The sequence below is a fragment of the Micromonospora tarensis genome, from assembly GCF_016803395.1.
Lineage (GTDB): Bacteria > Actinomycetota > Actinomycetes > Mycobacteriales > Micromonosporaceae > Micromonospora > Micromonospora tarensis.
Window position 1 is genome coordinate 1 of sequence record NZ_JAEVHL010000165.1, and the last position, 14,760, is coordinate 14,760.

Sequence of the window (14,760 nt, forward strand, 5' to 3'; positions counted from 1 at the left end):
GGGCCCGCCGCCCGGAGCGGTCGGCCGGGGCCGACGACGGCACGGGCGCGGGTGGCGTCGGGACGACACCACCACCACCACCGGCGCCGACCAGCTCGCGTACCGGAGCCGCTGCCGCAACCCGGGCACGCGCGTTGCCCAGCGCGTACTCCACGGCGTGGCCGATCATCGCGACCAGATACGCCAGGATCGCGAAGGTCACCAGATTGTCGGAGAGTGCGGACATCACTCGGCTCCTTCTCGCACGCCGGCCCGTTCGGTCGCCGCCGCGCCACCGTTCACCACGGCGACGAGTTGGGCGAACTCCTCGGCGAACCCTGGATAGTCGGTACGCGGCAACCCACCGACCTCCATCAAGCTACTACCGCTTGTCGGAGATCCTTCCCCGGGGTCGCCCGGCAGCACCCGGAAGAACACCCGGCGACGTCGCCCGAACAGCGAGCCCATCAGCCCGACCAGCAGGACCGCGCAGCTGATCAGCAGCGGCGTCGCGCCGGGGTCGTGCCGGATGGAGAGGGTGACATACCGCTCGGTGCCCAGGAACTGGACAGTCGTGCCGTCGTCCAGCGTCCAGCTCTCGCCCTTGCGGAGCAGCTTGGTGCCGACCTCCTTGACCTTGCCGGTCCGCACCTGCCGCTGGTCGAGCTGGTAGACCGAGCCGGGGATGCCGGCGTCCAGGCCGAGGTTGCCCCGGTAGGCGACCAGGTTCAGCGTCGGGTTGCGCTCGGTCGGGTACTCGGAGCGGACGAAGGGGGCCTGCTGCGGCGCGGTCGGCAGGTAGATGCCGGTGAACGCCATCTGCTGGTCCGCTGCCCGCTGGCCGGTCTTCGGATCGACGTTGGCGTCCGGGAAGGCGGCCAGACCCTCGCTGGTCAGGCCCATGTCGCCGGTGGTCAGGAAGGGGGTGGTGCTGGTCTGGCTGCGACCGAACCGGTCGGTGTAGCGGATCACCGGGGCGTACCCGTGGCCGAGCAGGTAGACGCTCGCGTCGTTCAGGCGCAGCGGCGCGTTGACCGAGAAGTCCGCCTGACGGGTCCGCTCGTCGGGGCCGTCCACGGTCACCGTGGCGTTGAAGAAGTCCGGCTGACCGCTCTCCAGGAACCGGGCCTGGAAATCGTCCAGCCGCAGGCAGAAGCGGGGCAGCTCGGCGCTGTCCACCCGGGGGCCGAGCTTCGCCTCGGCGTACTGCTGCCGGGTGTTGCAGAACGCGTTGTCCGCGCCGGCGACCAGCAGACGGTTGCCGCTCCAGCCGTACCACGAGCCGAGCGCGACGCCGATCAGTACCGCGATGAGCGAGGTGTGGAACAGCAGGTTGCCGGTCTCCTTGAGGTAGCCCTTCTCGGCGGAGACCTCGTCGCCGCGTACCTCCACCCGCCAGCGGCGCTTGCGCAGCACGTCGGCGATCGCCGCCGCGCCACCGGGCGGGGCGGGCAGCACTGTGTGCTGGGGCAGCCGGGCCATCCGCTTCGGCACGGCCGGCGGCCGGGACCGCAGCGCCCGGATGTGGTCGCGCAGCCGGGGCGTGATGCAGCCGATCAGGGAGGTGAACAGCAGCAGGTAGATCGCCGAGAACCAGACCGAGCCGAAGACCTCGAACGCGCCGATCCGGTCCAGTCGGGGAGCCCAGTCCGGGTGTTCGACGAAGTACTCGTTGACCTTCTCCGGGCTGACCCCGCGCTGCGGCAGCACCGAGCCGGGGATGGCGGCGATGGCGAGCAGGAAGAGCAGGATCAACGCCGTACGCATGCTGGTGAGCTGCCGCCACGAGTTGCGCAGCAGAGCGAGCAGCCGGTTCGGCCGACGCCGTGGCGCGGGCGCCACGGTCTCCGGTCGGTCGTCGACGACAGTCATCAGATGCTCACCTCGCCCACCCCGACGGTGGTCTGCAACCAGATCACGAAGCTCTGCCATCCGCCGGTGACCAGGGCCAGGCCGATCAGGATGAGCAGAGCGCCGCCGACCCGGGTGACCCAGCGGCTGTTGCGCCGGACGGCGCGGAAGACCCCGAGCAGGCGTTCGAAGCCCAACCCGAAGACCACGAACGGTATCCCCAACCCGAGGCAGTACGCCACGGCGAGCACCACGGCGCGGTCGCTCTGCCCGCTGGTGGCCGCCATGCCCATCACCGCGCCGAGGGTGGGGCCGGTGCAGGGCACCCAGCTCAGCGCGAAGACCGCGCCGAAGACCGGGGCGCCGAGCAGCCCGGCCGACGGCAGTCGGGAGATCCGGAACTCCCGTTGCAGGGCGGGGATCATCCCCAGGTAGCTCAGCCCGAGCACGATGATCAGCACGCCGACGCCGATCTGCAACTCGCGCTTGTAGTCGAAGAACACCCGGCCGATGCTGGCGAAGAGGATCGCGGTGGCGACGAAGACGACTGTGAAACCGCCGATGAAGAGCAGCGTCCCGGCGAGCACCCGCCCCTTGACCGCCGCTGTGGCAGCCCGCTCCCGGACCGCGACGCCGCCAGCGCCGCCGGGTGTCGGGTCCGCCGGAGCCCGCCGGCCGTCCAGGTCGGCCCCGGCCAGGCCGGTGACGTACGACAGGTAGCCGGGCACGAGCGGGAGCACACACGGGGAGAGGAAGCTGACCAGGCCGGCGAGCGCCGCCGCGCCCATGGCCAGCAGCAGCGGCCCGCTCACTGCCAGATTCCGGAAGGCCTCACCCATCAGTTCGACGCCGGCTTCTCGGCGGCGATCCGTTCGACGATCGGTTGCAGGCCCGCCTGCTTGACGGCGGCCCGGATCACCGCCGCGACCCGGCCCTGCCGGTCGAGCACCACAGTCGCCGGGACGGTGTTCGGCGGGATGTCCAGGTCGAGCGCCAGCCGGCTGGCCGGGTCAAAGAGGCTCGGGTAGGTGACCCGACCCTCCTCGAACGCTTTGGCCTTGTCCCGCTGGTCCTGCACGTTGATGCCGAGGAAGCTCACCCCGGCCGCCCTGGTGGCCTGGTAGGTGGCTTCCAGGTCGTCCGCCTCGGCGCGGCACGGCGCGCACCACGAGCCCCAGAAGTTGACGACGACCACCTGGCCACGGGCCTGGCTGACGTCGTAGCTGCCGCCGGTGAGCAGCTCCCCGGCGAGCTTCGGAGGGGCCGAGCGCTGGTCCGGTGCACACTCGAAGATCCCGTCGGTGCTGGCCGTGCAGGTCTTCTCCTGCCCCTTCGACGACGTGCAGCCGACCAGCGCCATCGCGGCGACGGCGGCGAGCAGACCGGCGGTCCACCTCCGGGCGTTCATCAGGCCCCCTTGGCCGTCCGGGCGGTCGCGGAGAGAGCGATCAGGTGCGCGGCCGGCTCGCTGTAGCCGATGCCCGCCACCTTCGCGCCATCGAAGTGGAACGAGGTGAGGCTGGCCAGCCCGCACTGCCGCTTGCGCGGGTCGTGCCAGAGCCGCTTGCGCTCCACGTAGCGACGCAGCGTCCAGATCGGGAGCTGGTGTGACACCAGCACCGCCTCACGGCCCTCGGCGGCGACCCGGGCGGCGTGCACGGCGGCGAACATCCGCTCGGCGATCACCCGGTACGCCTCGCCCCAGGACGGGGTCACCGGGTCGCGCAGCACCCACCAGTTACGCGGGTCGCGGAACGACCCGTCGCCCGGGGAGACCTTCTTGCCCTCGAACCAGTTGGCGCTCTCGATCAGCCGCTCGTCCACCCCGACCGGCAGCCCGAACTGGGCGGCGATCGGCTCGGCGGTCTGCTGGGCGCGCTCCAGCGGACTGGCCACCACGTGCACGACCTCCCGCTCGGCCAGGCCCTGCGCGGCGGCTTGGCCATCTGCACGCCCAGCTCCGAGAGGCGGAAACCGGGCAGCCGCCCGTACAGGATCTGGTCGGGGTTGTGCACCTCGCCGTGCCGGAGCACGTGGACCACAGTCTTGCTCACCGTTTACGACCCCCCGTGACCAACCGCCGCCGCCGCGTTCGCCGCCGTGGGCAGCGCTGCGGCGATGTGCTCCAGAGCGGCGTCGTCGAGCGCCGCCGAGACGAACCACGACTCGAACGCGCTCGGCGGCAGGTAGACGCCGGCGGCGAGCATGGCGTGGAAGAACGCCTTGAACGCCGGCACCTGCTGGGTGCGGGCGCTGTCGAAGTCGACCACGTCGGCGTCGGTGAAGAAGATCGAGAACATGCTGCCCGCGTACGACAGCCGGTGCGGGACCCCGGCGGCGGCCAGCGCGTCGGAGGCCAGCTTGCCCACGACGGCGGCCGTCTGGTCGAGGCGCTGGTACAGCGCGTCGTCGGCGAGCCGCAGGGTGGCCAGGCCGGCGGCGCAGGCGAGCGGGTTACCGGAGAGCGTGCCCGCCTGGTAGACCGGGCCGGCCGGGGCGAGTCGCGCCATGATCTCCGCACGCCCGCCGAACGCGGCTGCGGGCAGGCCGCCACCCATGACCTTGCCGTACGTCCACAGGTCGGCGTCGGAGGCGTCGAGGCCGTGCCAGCCGGCGCGGGAGACCCGGAACCCGGTCATCACCTCGTCGACCACGAGCAGCGCGCCGTGCGCGTGCGCGATCCGGGCGAGTTGCTGGTTGAAGCCGTCGCGGGGGGCCACCACGCCCATGTTGCCGGCGGCCGCCTCGGTGATCACCGCGGCGATGTGCCGGCCCTCGGCGGCGAAGGCCTCCTCGACGGCCCTGATGTCGTTGTACGGGAGAACGATCGTCTCGCTGGCCGCCGCGCCGGTCACCCCGGGCGAGTCGGGCAGCCCCAGGGTGGCCACGCCGGACCCGGCGGCGGCGAGCAGCGCGTCGACGTGACCGTGGTAGCAGCCGGCGAACTTGACGATCTTGGAGCGGCCGGTGAAGCCCCGGGCCAGCCGGATCGCCGACATGGTCGCCTCGGTGCCGGAGTTGACCAGGCGGACCTGCTCCACCGGAGTACGCGCGACGATCTCGGCCGCCAGCTCCACCTCACCGGGGGTGGGGGTGCCGAAGCTGGTGCCCCGGGCGGCGGCGGCCTGGACGGCGTCCACCACCTCCGGGTGGGCGTGCCCGAGGATCAGCGGACCCCAGGAACAGACCAGGTCGACGTAGCGGCGGCCGTCGGCGTCGTACAGCCACGGGCCCTCACCACGGACCATGAAACGCGGGGTGCCACCGACCGCCTGGAACGCGCGCACCGGAGAGTTCACCCCGCCCGGCACGATGGCGCGAGCGCGGTCGAACAGGGCCTCGGAGGCCGGTGCGTCGGCCGGGTAGCGGCCGGATCCGGCGGAGAAGTTGTCGGTCACAATGCCGCCATTGTGTCAGCGCCGGACCGTCAACCAGCAGCCACCCCGCAGTCGGGTTACCGGGCTCACCCACGGCCGACACTCACCGGCGGCACCGACCCGGCGGGCTCGTGGCCTGGACGGCTACGGCTCGCGGCCTCGACAGGCCAGGTCGGTCGGATCGCGCTAGGCTGATCGAGTGGATCGTGCCGAACTGTCCATCACGCTACACCGGACGGGCGACGAAGCAGTGCTCCGCCTAGCCGGTGAGATCGACATGCTCACGGCGGCGCAGCTCTCCACCGTCGTCAACGAGGTGCTGGCCGATCCGCCGCCGCGGATCGTGCTCGACCTCGGCGGCGTCACCTTCTGCGACTCGCAGGGCCTGGGCACTCTGGTCGTGCTCAGCCGCAAGGCCAGCCACGCGCAGAGCCTGCTGATGCTGACCCACGTTGGCGACTTCCTGATCCGGGTGCTGGACATCACGGGCCTGCGCAGCGCCCTGATGATCCGCAACGACCAACCCACCGGCTGAACCGCCCCACCCTCGTCAGTCGGTGCTGCCCCAGCGGGCCTGTTCGAGCAGCCGTACCGCCCGGTCACGGGTCTCCGCGTCATCGGACCGCAGCAGGGTGGTCGCCTCGTCGACCGCGTCGGTGAGCCTGCGCCACTGCGTGTCACGCTCGCGGACCAGGTCCGACTGGGCGGCCAACTGCCGGGTTTTCACCCACAGCTCGACGAAGACCGACACCTTGGCCCGCAGCACCCACGGGTCGAACGGCTTGGTCAGGTAATCCACCGCGCCCACCTGGTATCCGCGCAGCGCGAGCTGGGCGTCCCGGTCCGCGGCGGTGAGGAAGATGATCGGCACGTGCCGGGTCCGCTCCCGGCGCTTGATGTGGCTGGCCGTCTCGAAGCCGTCCATGTCCGGCATCTGCGCGTCCAGCAGGATCACCGCGAAGTCGTCCACCAGCAGCTGCTTGAGCGCCGCCTCGCCGCTCTCCACCGCCACGGACTGGACCGGCAGGCCCTGGAGGATCGCCTCCAGGGCCGTCAGGTTCTGCCGCCGGTCGTCCACGAGCAGCGCCTTGGCCATCTGGGTCACGAATTCTCCTCGGTCCGGCTGCCGTTGATCCAGGACGACATCAACTCGATCAGGTCGTCCAGGTCGACCGGCTTGGTGATGTAGTCGCTGCCCCCGGCCGCGAGCGCCGACTCACGGTCCCCCGGCATCGCCTTCGCGGTCAGGAAGACCACCGGCAGGTCGGCGAAGCGGTGGTTGCGGCGGATCTGGCGGGTGGTCTCGTAACCGTCCTGGTCCGGCATCATGGCGTCCATCAGCACGATGTCCACCTCCGGATGTTCGGCCAGCAGGCGGACACCGTCCGCCCCGTTGTCCGAGTACAGCACGGTCATCCCGTGCAGTTCCAATGCGCTGGTCAAGGCGAAGACGTTGCGGACGTCGTCGTCCACGATCAGCACGGTGGCGCCGTCCAGTTGACGGGTCACCGGTGCCTCCGGTCGCTCCGGCAGCAGTTCCAGCGGCGGCATCAGCAGCGACGACGGCAGACCGGCGCGCTGCGGAGACGGGGGCTGGGGCGCGACCACGGCGTCCGGGGCCAGCACCTGCGGCACGAAGAGGGTGAAGGTCGAACCCTGACCGGGCGCGGACGACACGGTGATGGTGCCGCCGATCAGCCGGGCCAGATCGCGGCTGATCGACAGGCCGAGGCCGGTGCCGCCGTAGCGGCGACTGGTCGTGCCGTCCGCCTGCTGGAACGCCTCGAAGATGATCGACAGCTTGTCGTCGGAGATGCCGATCCCGGTGTCGATCACGGTGAACGCGATCACCTGCTGGGCGTTGGTGAGGGCCGGGACGTCGAAGACCTCGTCCTCCGCCGCCGGGGCGATCCGCAGCGTCACCGCGCCGTTGTCGGTGAACTTCACCGCGTTGGAGAGCAGGTTGCGCAGGATCTGCTGCAAGCGCTGCGCGTCGGTCACCAACGCCGGCGGCAGGTCCTTGCTCACCCGTACCTGGAAGTTTAGGTTCTTCTCCTCGGCCTGCGGCGCGAACGCCTGCTCGACGAAGCCGCGCAGCTCGGTGAAGCGGATCTCGGTCGGCTCGACGTCCATCCGGCCAGCCTCGATCTTGGACAGGTCGAGGATGTCGTCGATCAGGCGCAGCAGGTCGGAGCCGGAGCCGTGGATGGTCCGGGCGAACTCGATCTGCTTCGGGCTGAGGTTCTGCTCCGAGTTCTCCGCCAGCAGGCGGGCCAGCAGCAGCAACGAGTTCAGCGGCGTGCGCAGCTCATGGCTCATGTTGGCCAGGAACTCCGACTTGTAGGCCGACGCCCGGGTCAGCTGCTGAGCCTTCTCCTCCAGGCCCAGCCGGGCCAGCTCGATCTCCCGGTTCTTCGTCTCGATGTTGCCCTTCTGCTCGGAGAGCAGGGTCGCCTTCTCCTCCAGCTCGGCGTTGGTGCGCTGCAACTCCGCCGACTGCTCCTGCATCTCGTGCGCCAGCCGCTGCGACTGGGCCAGCAACTCCTCGGTACGCCGGTTGGCCTGGATGGTGTTGACCGCGATGCCGATGGTGAGCACCAGCCGCTCCAGGAACGCGAGGTGCAGGTCGGAGAAGGCCGACACACTGGCGAACTCGATCACCCCGAGCAGTTCCCCCTCGAACAGCACGGGGAGCACCACGAGGTCGGACGGGGGTGTCTCGGCCAGGCCGGACCGCAGGGTGAGCCGGCTGTTCGGGGAGGCGCTGACCCGGATGGTGCGGCGGGAGAGCGCGGTCTGCCCGACCAGCCCCTCACCCGGCCCGAAGGTGACGTCGTGCCCCCGCGCCACGTACCCGTACGACGAGGTCAACCGCAGCCGCATGCTGCCGTCGGTGTCGTCGGCCAGGAAGAAGGCACCGAGCTGGGCGTCGACCAGCGGAGTCACCTCCGTCATGATCATGCGGCAGACCTCGCCGAGATCGCGCTGGCCCTGCAACAGGCCACCGATCCGGGCCAGGTTGGAGTCCAGCCAGCCCTGCTCGGCGTTCTTCTTGGTCGTCTCCCGGAGGGTGACGATCATCTGGTTGATGTTGTCCTTCAGCTCGGCGACCTCGCCCTGCGCCTTGACCGCGATCCGCTGGGTCAGGTCGCCCCGGGTCACCGAGGTGGACACCTGGGCGATGGCCCGCAACTGGGTGGTCAACGTGGAGGCGAGCTGGTTGACGTTCTCGGTGAGGTCCCGCCAGGTGCCCGAGACGCCCTTCACCTGGGCCTGGCCGCCGAGCTTGCCCTCGATGCCGACCTCACGGGCCACCCGGGTCACCTCGTCGGCGAACGACGACAGCTGGTCGACCATCGTGTTGACTGTCGACTTCAGCTCCAGGATCTCGCCCTGGGCGTCCACGGTGATCTTCTGCGACAGGTCGCCCTTCGCCACGGCGGTGGTCACCGAGGCGATGTTGCGCACCTGGCCGGTCAGGTTCGAGGCCATCGAGTTCACGTTGTCGGTCAGGTCCCGCCAGGTGCCGCTGACGCCCTTGACCTGGGCCTGGCCGCCGAGCTTGCCCTCGGTGCCCACCTCACGCGCGACCCGGGTCACCTCGTCGGCGAACGACGACAGCTGGTCGACCATCGTGTTGACAGTCGACTTCAGCTCCAGGATCTCGCCCCGCGCGTCCACGGTGATCTTTTGGCTCAGGTCACCCTTCGCCACCGCGGTGGAGACCTGGGCGATGTTGCGGACCTGTGCGGTCAGGTTGGACGCCATCGAGTTGACGTTGTCGGTGAGGTCACGCCAGGTGCCGGCGACCCCGCGCACCTGCGCCTGCCCGCCGAGCTTGCCCTCGGTGCCCACCTCACGGGCCACCCGGGTCACCTCGTCGGCGAACGACGACAACTGGTCCACCATCGTGTTGACAGTCGACTTCAGCTCCAGGATCTCGCCCCGCGCGTCCACAGTGATCTTCTGCGACAGGTCGCCCTTCGCCACGCCGTGGTCACCGAGGCGATGTTGCGCACCTGACTGGTCAGGTTCGACGCCATCGAGTTCACGTTGTCGGTCAGGTCCCGCCAGGTGCCGGAGACGCCCTTGACCTGCGCCTGACCGCCCAGGTTGCCCTCGGTGCCCACCTCACGGGCCACCCGGGTCACCTCGTCGGCGAACGACGACAACTGGTCCACCATCGTGTTGACGGTGTTCTTCAGCTCCAGGATCTCGCCCTGGGCGTCCACCGTGATCTTCTGCGACAGGTCACCCTTCGCCACCGCGGTGGAGACCTGGGAGATGTTCCGGACCTGACTGGTCAGGTTGCCGGCCAGCTGGTTGACGTTCTCGGTGAGGTCCCGCCAGGTGCCGGAGACCCCGCGCACCTGCGCCTGCCCGCCCAACTTGCCCTCGATGCCCACCTCACGGGCCACCCGGGTCACCTCGTCGGCGAACGACGACAACTGGTCCACCATCGTGTTGACGGTGTCCTTCAGCTCAAGGATCTCGCCCTGTGCCGCCACGGTGATCTTCTGCGACAGGTCACCACGGGCCACCGCCGTCGAGACCTGCGCGATGTTGCGCACCTGGGCGGTCAGGTTCGACGCCATCGAGTTGACGCTGTCGGTCAGGTCCTTCCAGGTGCCCGCCACGTTCGGCACCTCGGCCTGGCCGCCCAACTTGCCCTCGGTGCCCACCTCACGGGCCACCCGGGTGACCTGCTCGGCGAAGAGCCGCAGGGTGTCGGTCAGGTAGTTCATCGTGGCGGCCAGCTCGGCGACCTCACCACGCGCGCCGACCGTGATCTTCTGCGACAGGTCGCCCTTGGCCACCGCCGTCGCCACCTGCGAGATCGACCGGACCTGACCGGTCAGGTTCGACGCCATGGTGTTGACCGAGTCGGTGAGGTCCTTCCAGGTGCCGGCGACGCCCCGAACGTCGGCCTGACCACCCAGCTTGCCCTCGGTGCCCACCTCACGGGCGACCCGGGTCACCTCGTTCGAGAACGACGAGAGCTGGTCCACCATCGTGTTCACGGTCCGCCCGATGCGCAGGTACTCACCCCGCAGCGGCCGGCCGTCGATCTCCAGCGCCATGTGCTGGGACAGATCGCCGTCGGCGACCGCCACGATGACCCGGGCGATCTCGGTGGTCGGTCGACCCAGGTCGTCGATCAGCGAGTTGATCGCCCGCTGCCCCTCCGCCCAGGAACCGTCCAGCCCCTCGTCGTCGAGCCGCTCGGTGAGCCGGCCGTCGCGACCGACGATCCGGCTGATCCGCCGCAGGTCCAGGTACTGCCGCTCCTGGAGTGAGACCACCTCGTTGAAGGCGTCCGCCACCTCACCGGCCGTGCCGGCGCGGCGCGGAAGCCGGACCTTCAGGTCGCCGCGACGGACCCGTCGCAATGCCTCGGTCAGCTCACCGAGGATCGCCTCGTGGTCGGGCGCGGACGGATCCGCTACCGACTGCTTCGCCGTGGTCATCATTCCTCGCTCAACTCGGGGGCGCCGGTCAGTGCGAGCACACCGGCACCCCATATTGTGCCCGCGCGCGCCGTGGTGCCAGCGTGCGCGACCCGCCAGGCGACTCTGACCGCCACTCGAAACGCCTCGATGAGGGCCAGACCTCGCAGCGAGGCGCCAGCCGCCCGCCGGAGCCCGGCCCCGGCGCCCGCCCGCCCTTCGCGCGGAAGCGGCGTGATCGACTCGGTTTCGTTGACCTCGCGCTTTCCGCGCCGCTCCGATACCGCGTTGTCAGGGAAGTCGAGTGGATCACGGCAGAGCATGGTCCGTGCCGTCCCCGAAAGGGGACGCGACGGGACGCGATCGATGATCGGCTTGGCACCTGACCGGGGGACGGTAGAGGATACGGAGGTGTCAGCCGAGGCGGGGCCTGCGACGGCCGGGGCCCGGGACGGGGCGGTCCGGCGTGTCCGCCTGCCCGCGGACCGCCGCACGCCGGCCGCCGCCCGCGCCGTGGTCCGTTCGGTGTTGACCGAGTCACACCTGGACGAGCTGGTCAACGAGGCCCTGCTGCTGACCACCGAGCTGACCACCAACGCCGTCGAGCACGCCCGCACCGAGTTGGACATCGAGGTCGTCGCGGACGAGATCGGGCTGACCGTCACCGTCTCCGACTTCGCGCCCGGCTCCGGCGACGAGCTGACCGTCGGCACCCGTAACGACTCCACCGAGATCACCGAGGTCTCCGAGCGGGGCCGAGGTCTGCTCCTCGTCGACCACTTCGCCAGTCGCTGGGGCACCACGTACCTGCCCACCGGGAAGGGTGTCTGGTTCCGGCTGGACCGCCCCGGGGTCGACCGGACGGCCGAGGACGCCGTCGGCGGGTCGACCCCGGCCAACGCCGGCCCGCATACCGGCACCGACCGGTCCGCGCCGAGCGCCAGCGCGATGAGCGAACTCATGCAGACCGCCCCCGACCTGTACGGCGACGACCCGTTGCCGGACTTCGCCACCAGCCTGCTCAGCCGGCTCGCCGAGATGGTGGGCGCGGCCGGCGGCGCGATCCGGCTGGACCGGGGCGACGGGCAGGGCCGCCAGGTGCTGGCCCGCTTCGGCCGACCGCCCCGCGCCGACAGTGAGCTGCTCCGGGTGCCGCTGACGGTGCACCGCCCGTACGCCGGGGAGCTTGAGCTGGACGCCGCGCCGTCGGCGTACGCACGCCCGTTGGCGGTGCTCACCGCGGAGCGGCTGTCGCTGCACCTGGAGAACGACCGGCTGCGTAGGGCGGACGTCCGCCGGCAGGTGTGGCTGACGTTCCTGGCCGAGGCGAGCGAGCTGCTGGCCCAGTCGCTGGACGTCGACCTGACCATGGCGCTGGTGCCGCAGCTGGTGGTGCCTCGGCTCGGTCAGTGGTGCGCGGTGCACACCACTGACGAGTGGGGCCGGCTCCGGCTGGCGGCGGCCAGCCACGCCGACGAGTCGATGCTTCCGCAGCTGCACAAGGTGCTGGCGGAGACCGGGCCGGACTCCGTTCAGGCACGCCTGCGCGAGGCGTCCCGCAGCGCGGCGCAGATCCCGCTGGGCGGGCCGATGGAGGGTTTCGCGGTCCCGCTGATCGCGCGCGGGCAACCGCTCGGCACCCTGGCGGTGGGCCGGCACCAGCGGCACCGGCACGACCCGGACGAGGTGGCCGTGTTGGAGGACGTGGCCCGGCGGGCCGCGCTGGCCATCGAGAACGCCCGGATCCACGCCGAGCGCCGCCGGGTGGCGCAGACGCTCCAGCAGTCGCTGCTACCGCCCGTGCTGCCGCTGGTGGACGGGATCGGCTTCGCCGCCGAGTACGTCCCGACCGGCGACGACGCGGAGGTGGGCGGCGACTTCTACGACGTGGTGCCGCTGCCCGACGGGCGTTGGCTGGTGGTGATCGGTGACGTCTCGGGCAAGGGTGTCCAGGCCGCGGCGGTGACCGGGTTGGTCCGGGACGTGATCCGGGTGCTGGTCGGCGACGGCAAACCGCTGCCGGAGGCGTTGGCCCGACTCAACGAGACGTTGGTCGAGCGGGGCAGCGGCCGATACTGCACGTTGGCGCTGGCGGCGGTCGGGCCGGGTACGGGCGACCGGTTGGACGTCTCGCTGCACCTGGCCGGGCACGACCGGCCGGTGCTGTTGGCGGGGTCGGGCGGCGCCAGGTTCGTCGGCACCGGCGGCACCGCGCTGGGCCTGCTCGACACGATCACCTCGCCGGCCGCGCAGATCACGCTCGGGCCGGGCGACTCGCTGATCTTCTACACCGACGGCGTCACCGAGCGGCGGCGCGGCCGGGAGTTGTTCGGCACCGACCGGCTGCGCGACGCCGCCGCACCCCTGGCCGGATACTCCGCCGACGTGGTGGCCGCCCGGCTGCGCGCCGCGGCGATCAACTTCTCGGTCGAGCCGCCCCGGGACGACATCGCCGTGCTGGTGCTCCGCAACGACGCGACCTGACCCCGAGCGGCCCCCGGATTCCGGTCGGCTCGGTAGATTGACGCCCATGTCGAGCGTCGCGCACGCCACGTCGTACTCCCGGCCGTTGGTCCGGGTGCTGGTCGTCGCGCAGCTCGCCACCGTCGGCGCGTTCCTCGCCGTGCTGTCGCTCTACCTCGGTCGGATGGCGACCGCCGGCGTCGGCCCGGCCGAGATGGTGACCGGCGCGTACGACCCGAAGGACATGGTCCTGTTCGGGCTGCACGGCCTGTTCTACTGGCTGCACGCCGTGATCTCGGTGCTCTATCTGGTGGGTGCGGTGCTCGGGCTGCCGTTGGCGGTCGTCGCGGTGGCGCTGGTCGCCCGGGAGCGCGACGCACTGCCCCGGGCGACCCGGGCGCTGCTGGTGACCGGGGCGGTGGGCGGCCTGCTGGTGCTGGCGCTCCGCTTCGCCCCGCCGCTGCTCACCATGCACCGGTGGTGGATGGACTGACCAGCCCGAGCGGTCTCACAGACCGCCGGGGAGCCGCCCGGGGGCCAGTCGGTGCTCCGGATCGAGGTGCCGCTTGGCCGCCCGCAGCTGGGCCAGGCCGGCCAGCTCACCCCAGAGGTCGACGGTTTGGCGGACCGCGGTGGGAGCGGAGACGACCACGCAGCGACCCTGCCGGGCCAGCAGCACCCCTCGGACGGCGGCCAGGATGGACGCCACCCGCTCGGGGGCCAGCGCTCCGGGCAGCGCCGCGTGCACCACGCCCAGCCCGGCGGACCCGCGCACCGGCACCGGGGTGCCGGCCGCGTCGCGGAGCGCGTAGACGGCGGCGTGCAGGTCACCGATCGGCACCTCCAGGCGCAGCGCCGTGTCGCCGGGCGCGAACGGGTAGCGACGCCACCACGTCGGCGCGGAGTGCGTCACCGTCGCCTCCCCGTGGAGCAGGCCGACCAGCCGCTCGGCGCGTTCGGTGACGTCGGCGGGGCCGCCCTCCAACAGCACCACCAGGCTGCCCGCCCGGGACGGCGCGCCGGCCCGCCCGGACATCGACGGGTGGCGCTCCCGCGCGGTGGCGGCCGGGTGACCTGGCGGATACGGCGTGCGCGGTCGGGGGGTGCCGCCGGGCAGGTCCAGCTCGATGGCCGCCGGATCCAGTCGGGCGGCGAGGATCGTCCGGACCAGGTCGTGCACCTCCAGCGGGGTCCACACCGGGCGGGACACCCAGAGTCGGCTCGCCGGTAGCGCCTGCACCCGCATGCTCGCCGAGACCAGCACACCGAGCGCACCCTGGGACCCGCAGAGCAGCCGGGCCAGGTCGAGCCCGGGCGCGCCTCCGCCGGCGCTGACCAGCTCACCGTCGGCGGCGAGGTAGCGGACGTCGAGCAGCTGGTCGCAGGGGCGGCCGTGGCGGTGCCGCAGTGGGCCGGTCTCACCGGCGGCGAGCACGCCCCCGAGGGTCGCGCCCGGGGACGGCGCGTCCATCGCCAACCGCTGCCCGGTGCGCTCCAGCGTGGCCTGCACCGCCCGCAACGGGGTGCCGGCACCCACGTCGGCAACCAGCGCGTCGACGGGCTCGTGACCGATGCCGGCCAACCGGCCGGTTGTCGAGCACGATGTCGACCTGCACGGGCGCGGCACCCCAGTCGATCTTCGT

Annotated in this window: 10 protein-coding genes and 3 pseudogenes; 3 read left to right on the top strand and 10 right to left on the bottom strand. The window is 71.5% G+C overall.

Features of this window, described 5'->3' with window-relative positions:
* From JM949_RS25065 to hemL, 6 genes and pseudogenes are all read right to left on the bottom strand, one after another.
* Positions 1–226 (bottom strand): annotated as a pseudogene (locus JM949_RS25065) (c-type cytochrome biogenesis protein CcsB); the annotation flags it as partial.
* Positions 226–1,851 (bottom strand): cytochrome c biogenesis protein ResB, encoded by a 1,626-nt coding sequence (gene resB, locus JM949_RS25070; protein ID WP_203150747.1) that lies wholly within the window; start codon positions 1,849–1,851, stop codon positions 226–228. The pseudogene JM949_RS25065 and the gene resB, both read right to left, overlap by 1 nt.
* Positions 1,851–2,669, bottom strand: a complete 819-nt coding sequence (locus JM949_RS25075; protein WP_203150748.1) for a cytochrome c biogenesis CcdA family protein — start codon at positions 2,667–2,669, stop codon at positions 1,851–1,853. The genes resB and JM949_RS25075 overlap by 1 nt, the downstream gene beginning before the upstream one ends.
* On the bottom strand, positions 2,669–3,238 hold the full coding sequence (locus JM949_RS25080; RefSeq protein WP_203150749.1) for a TlpA family protein disulfide reductase: 570 nt from the start codon (positions 3,236–3,238) through the stop codon (positions 2,669–2,671). The genes JM949_RS25075 and JM949_RS25080 overlap by 1 nt, the downstream gene beginning before the upstream one ends.
* A pseudogene (locus tag JM949_RS25085) lies at positions 3,238–3,884 on the bottom strand (histidine phosphatase family protein). The gene JM949_RS25080 and the pseudogene JM949_RS25085 overlap by 1 nt, the downstream one beginning before the upstream one ends.
* Positions 3,885–3,887: 3 nt before the next feature.
* Entirely contained in the window at positions 3,888–5,228 is a 1,341-nt protein-coding gene (gene hemL, locus JM949_RS25090; RefSeq protein WP_203150750.1) for a glutamate-1-semialdehyde 2,1-aminomutase, read from the bottom strand.
* Positions 5,229–5,406: 178 nt separating this feature from the next.
* Between hemL and JM949_RS25095 the strand changes: the two genes are divergently transcribed.
* A complete protein-coding gene (locus JM949_RS25095; RefSeq protein WP_007454492.1) occupies positions 5,407–5,742 on the top strand; it encodes an STAS domain-containing protein in 336 nt (111 codons plus the stop codon).
* Positions 5,743–5,757: 15 nt separating this feature from the next.
* On the opposite strand, the gene JM949_RS25100 is transcribed toward JM949_RS25095, so the two are convergent.
* The 3 genes and pseudogenes from JM949_RS25100 to JM949_RS25110 form a co-directional block, all read right to left on the bottom strand.
* Entirely contained in the window at positions 5,758–6,312 is a 555-nt protein-coding gene (locus tag JM949_RS25100) for a response regulator (RefSeq protein WP_203150751.1), read from the bottom strand.
* Positions 6,309–10,678 (bottom strand): annotated as a pseudogene (locus JM949_RS25105) (HAMP domain-containing protein). Before JM949_RS25105 ends, JM949_RS25100 begins: the two are co-directional and overlap by 4 nt.
* The gene (locus tag JM949_RS25110) at positions 10,675–10,977 is read right to left on the bottom strand and encodes a hypothetical protein (protein ID WP_203150752.1); all 303 of its coding nucleotides are present in this window, start codon (positions 10,975–10,977) and stop codon (positions 10,675–10,677) included. The pseudogene JM949_RS25105 and the gene JM949_RS25110 overlap by 4 nt, the downstream one beginning before the upstream one ends.
* Positions 10,978–11,065: 88 nt before the next feature.
* Between JM949_RS25110 and JM949_RS25115 the strand changes: the two genes are divergently transcribed.
* Positions 11,066–13,138 carry a SpoIIE family protein phosphatase gene (locus JM949_RS25115; protein WP_203150753.1) on the top strand — a complete coding sequence of 691 codons (2,073 nt, stop codon included), beginning with the start codon at positions 11,066–11,068 and terminating at the stop codon, positions 13,136–13,138.
* 46 nt (positions 13,139–13,184) lie between these two features.
* Positions 13,185–13,610 carry a hypothetical protein gene (locus JM949_RS25120; RefSeq protein ID WP_203150754.1) on the top strand — a complete coding sequence of 142 codons (426 nt, stop codon included), beginning with the start codon at positions 13,185–13,187 and terminating at the stop codon, positions 13,608–13,610.
* Positions 13,611–13,625: 15 nt separating this feature from the next.
* On the opposite strand, the gene JM949_RS25125 is transcribed toward JM949_RS25120, so the two are convergent.
* Positions 13,626–14,760, bottom strand: a 1,135-nt coding sequence (locus tag JM949_RS25125; protein WP_238433838.1) for an FAD-binding oxidoreductase, incomplete at its 5' end; no start/stop codon positions are given.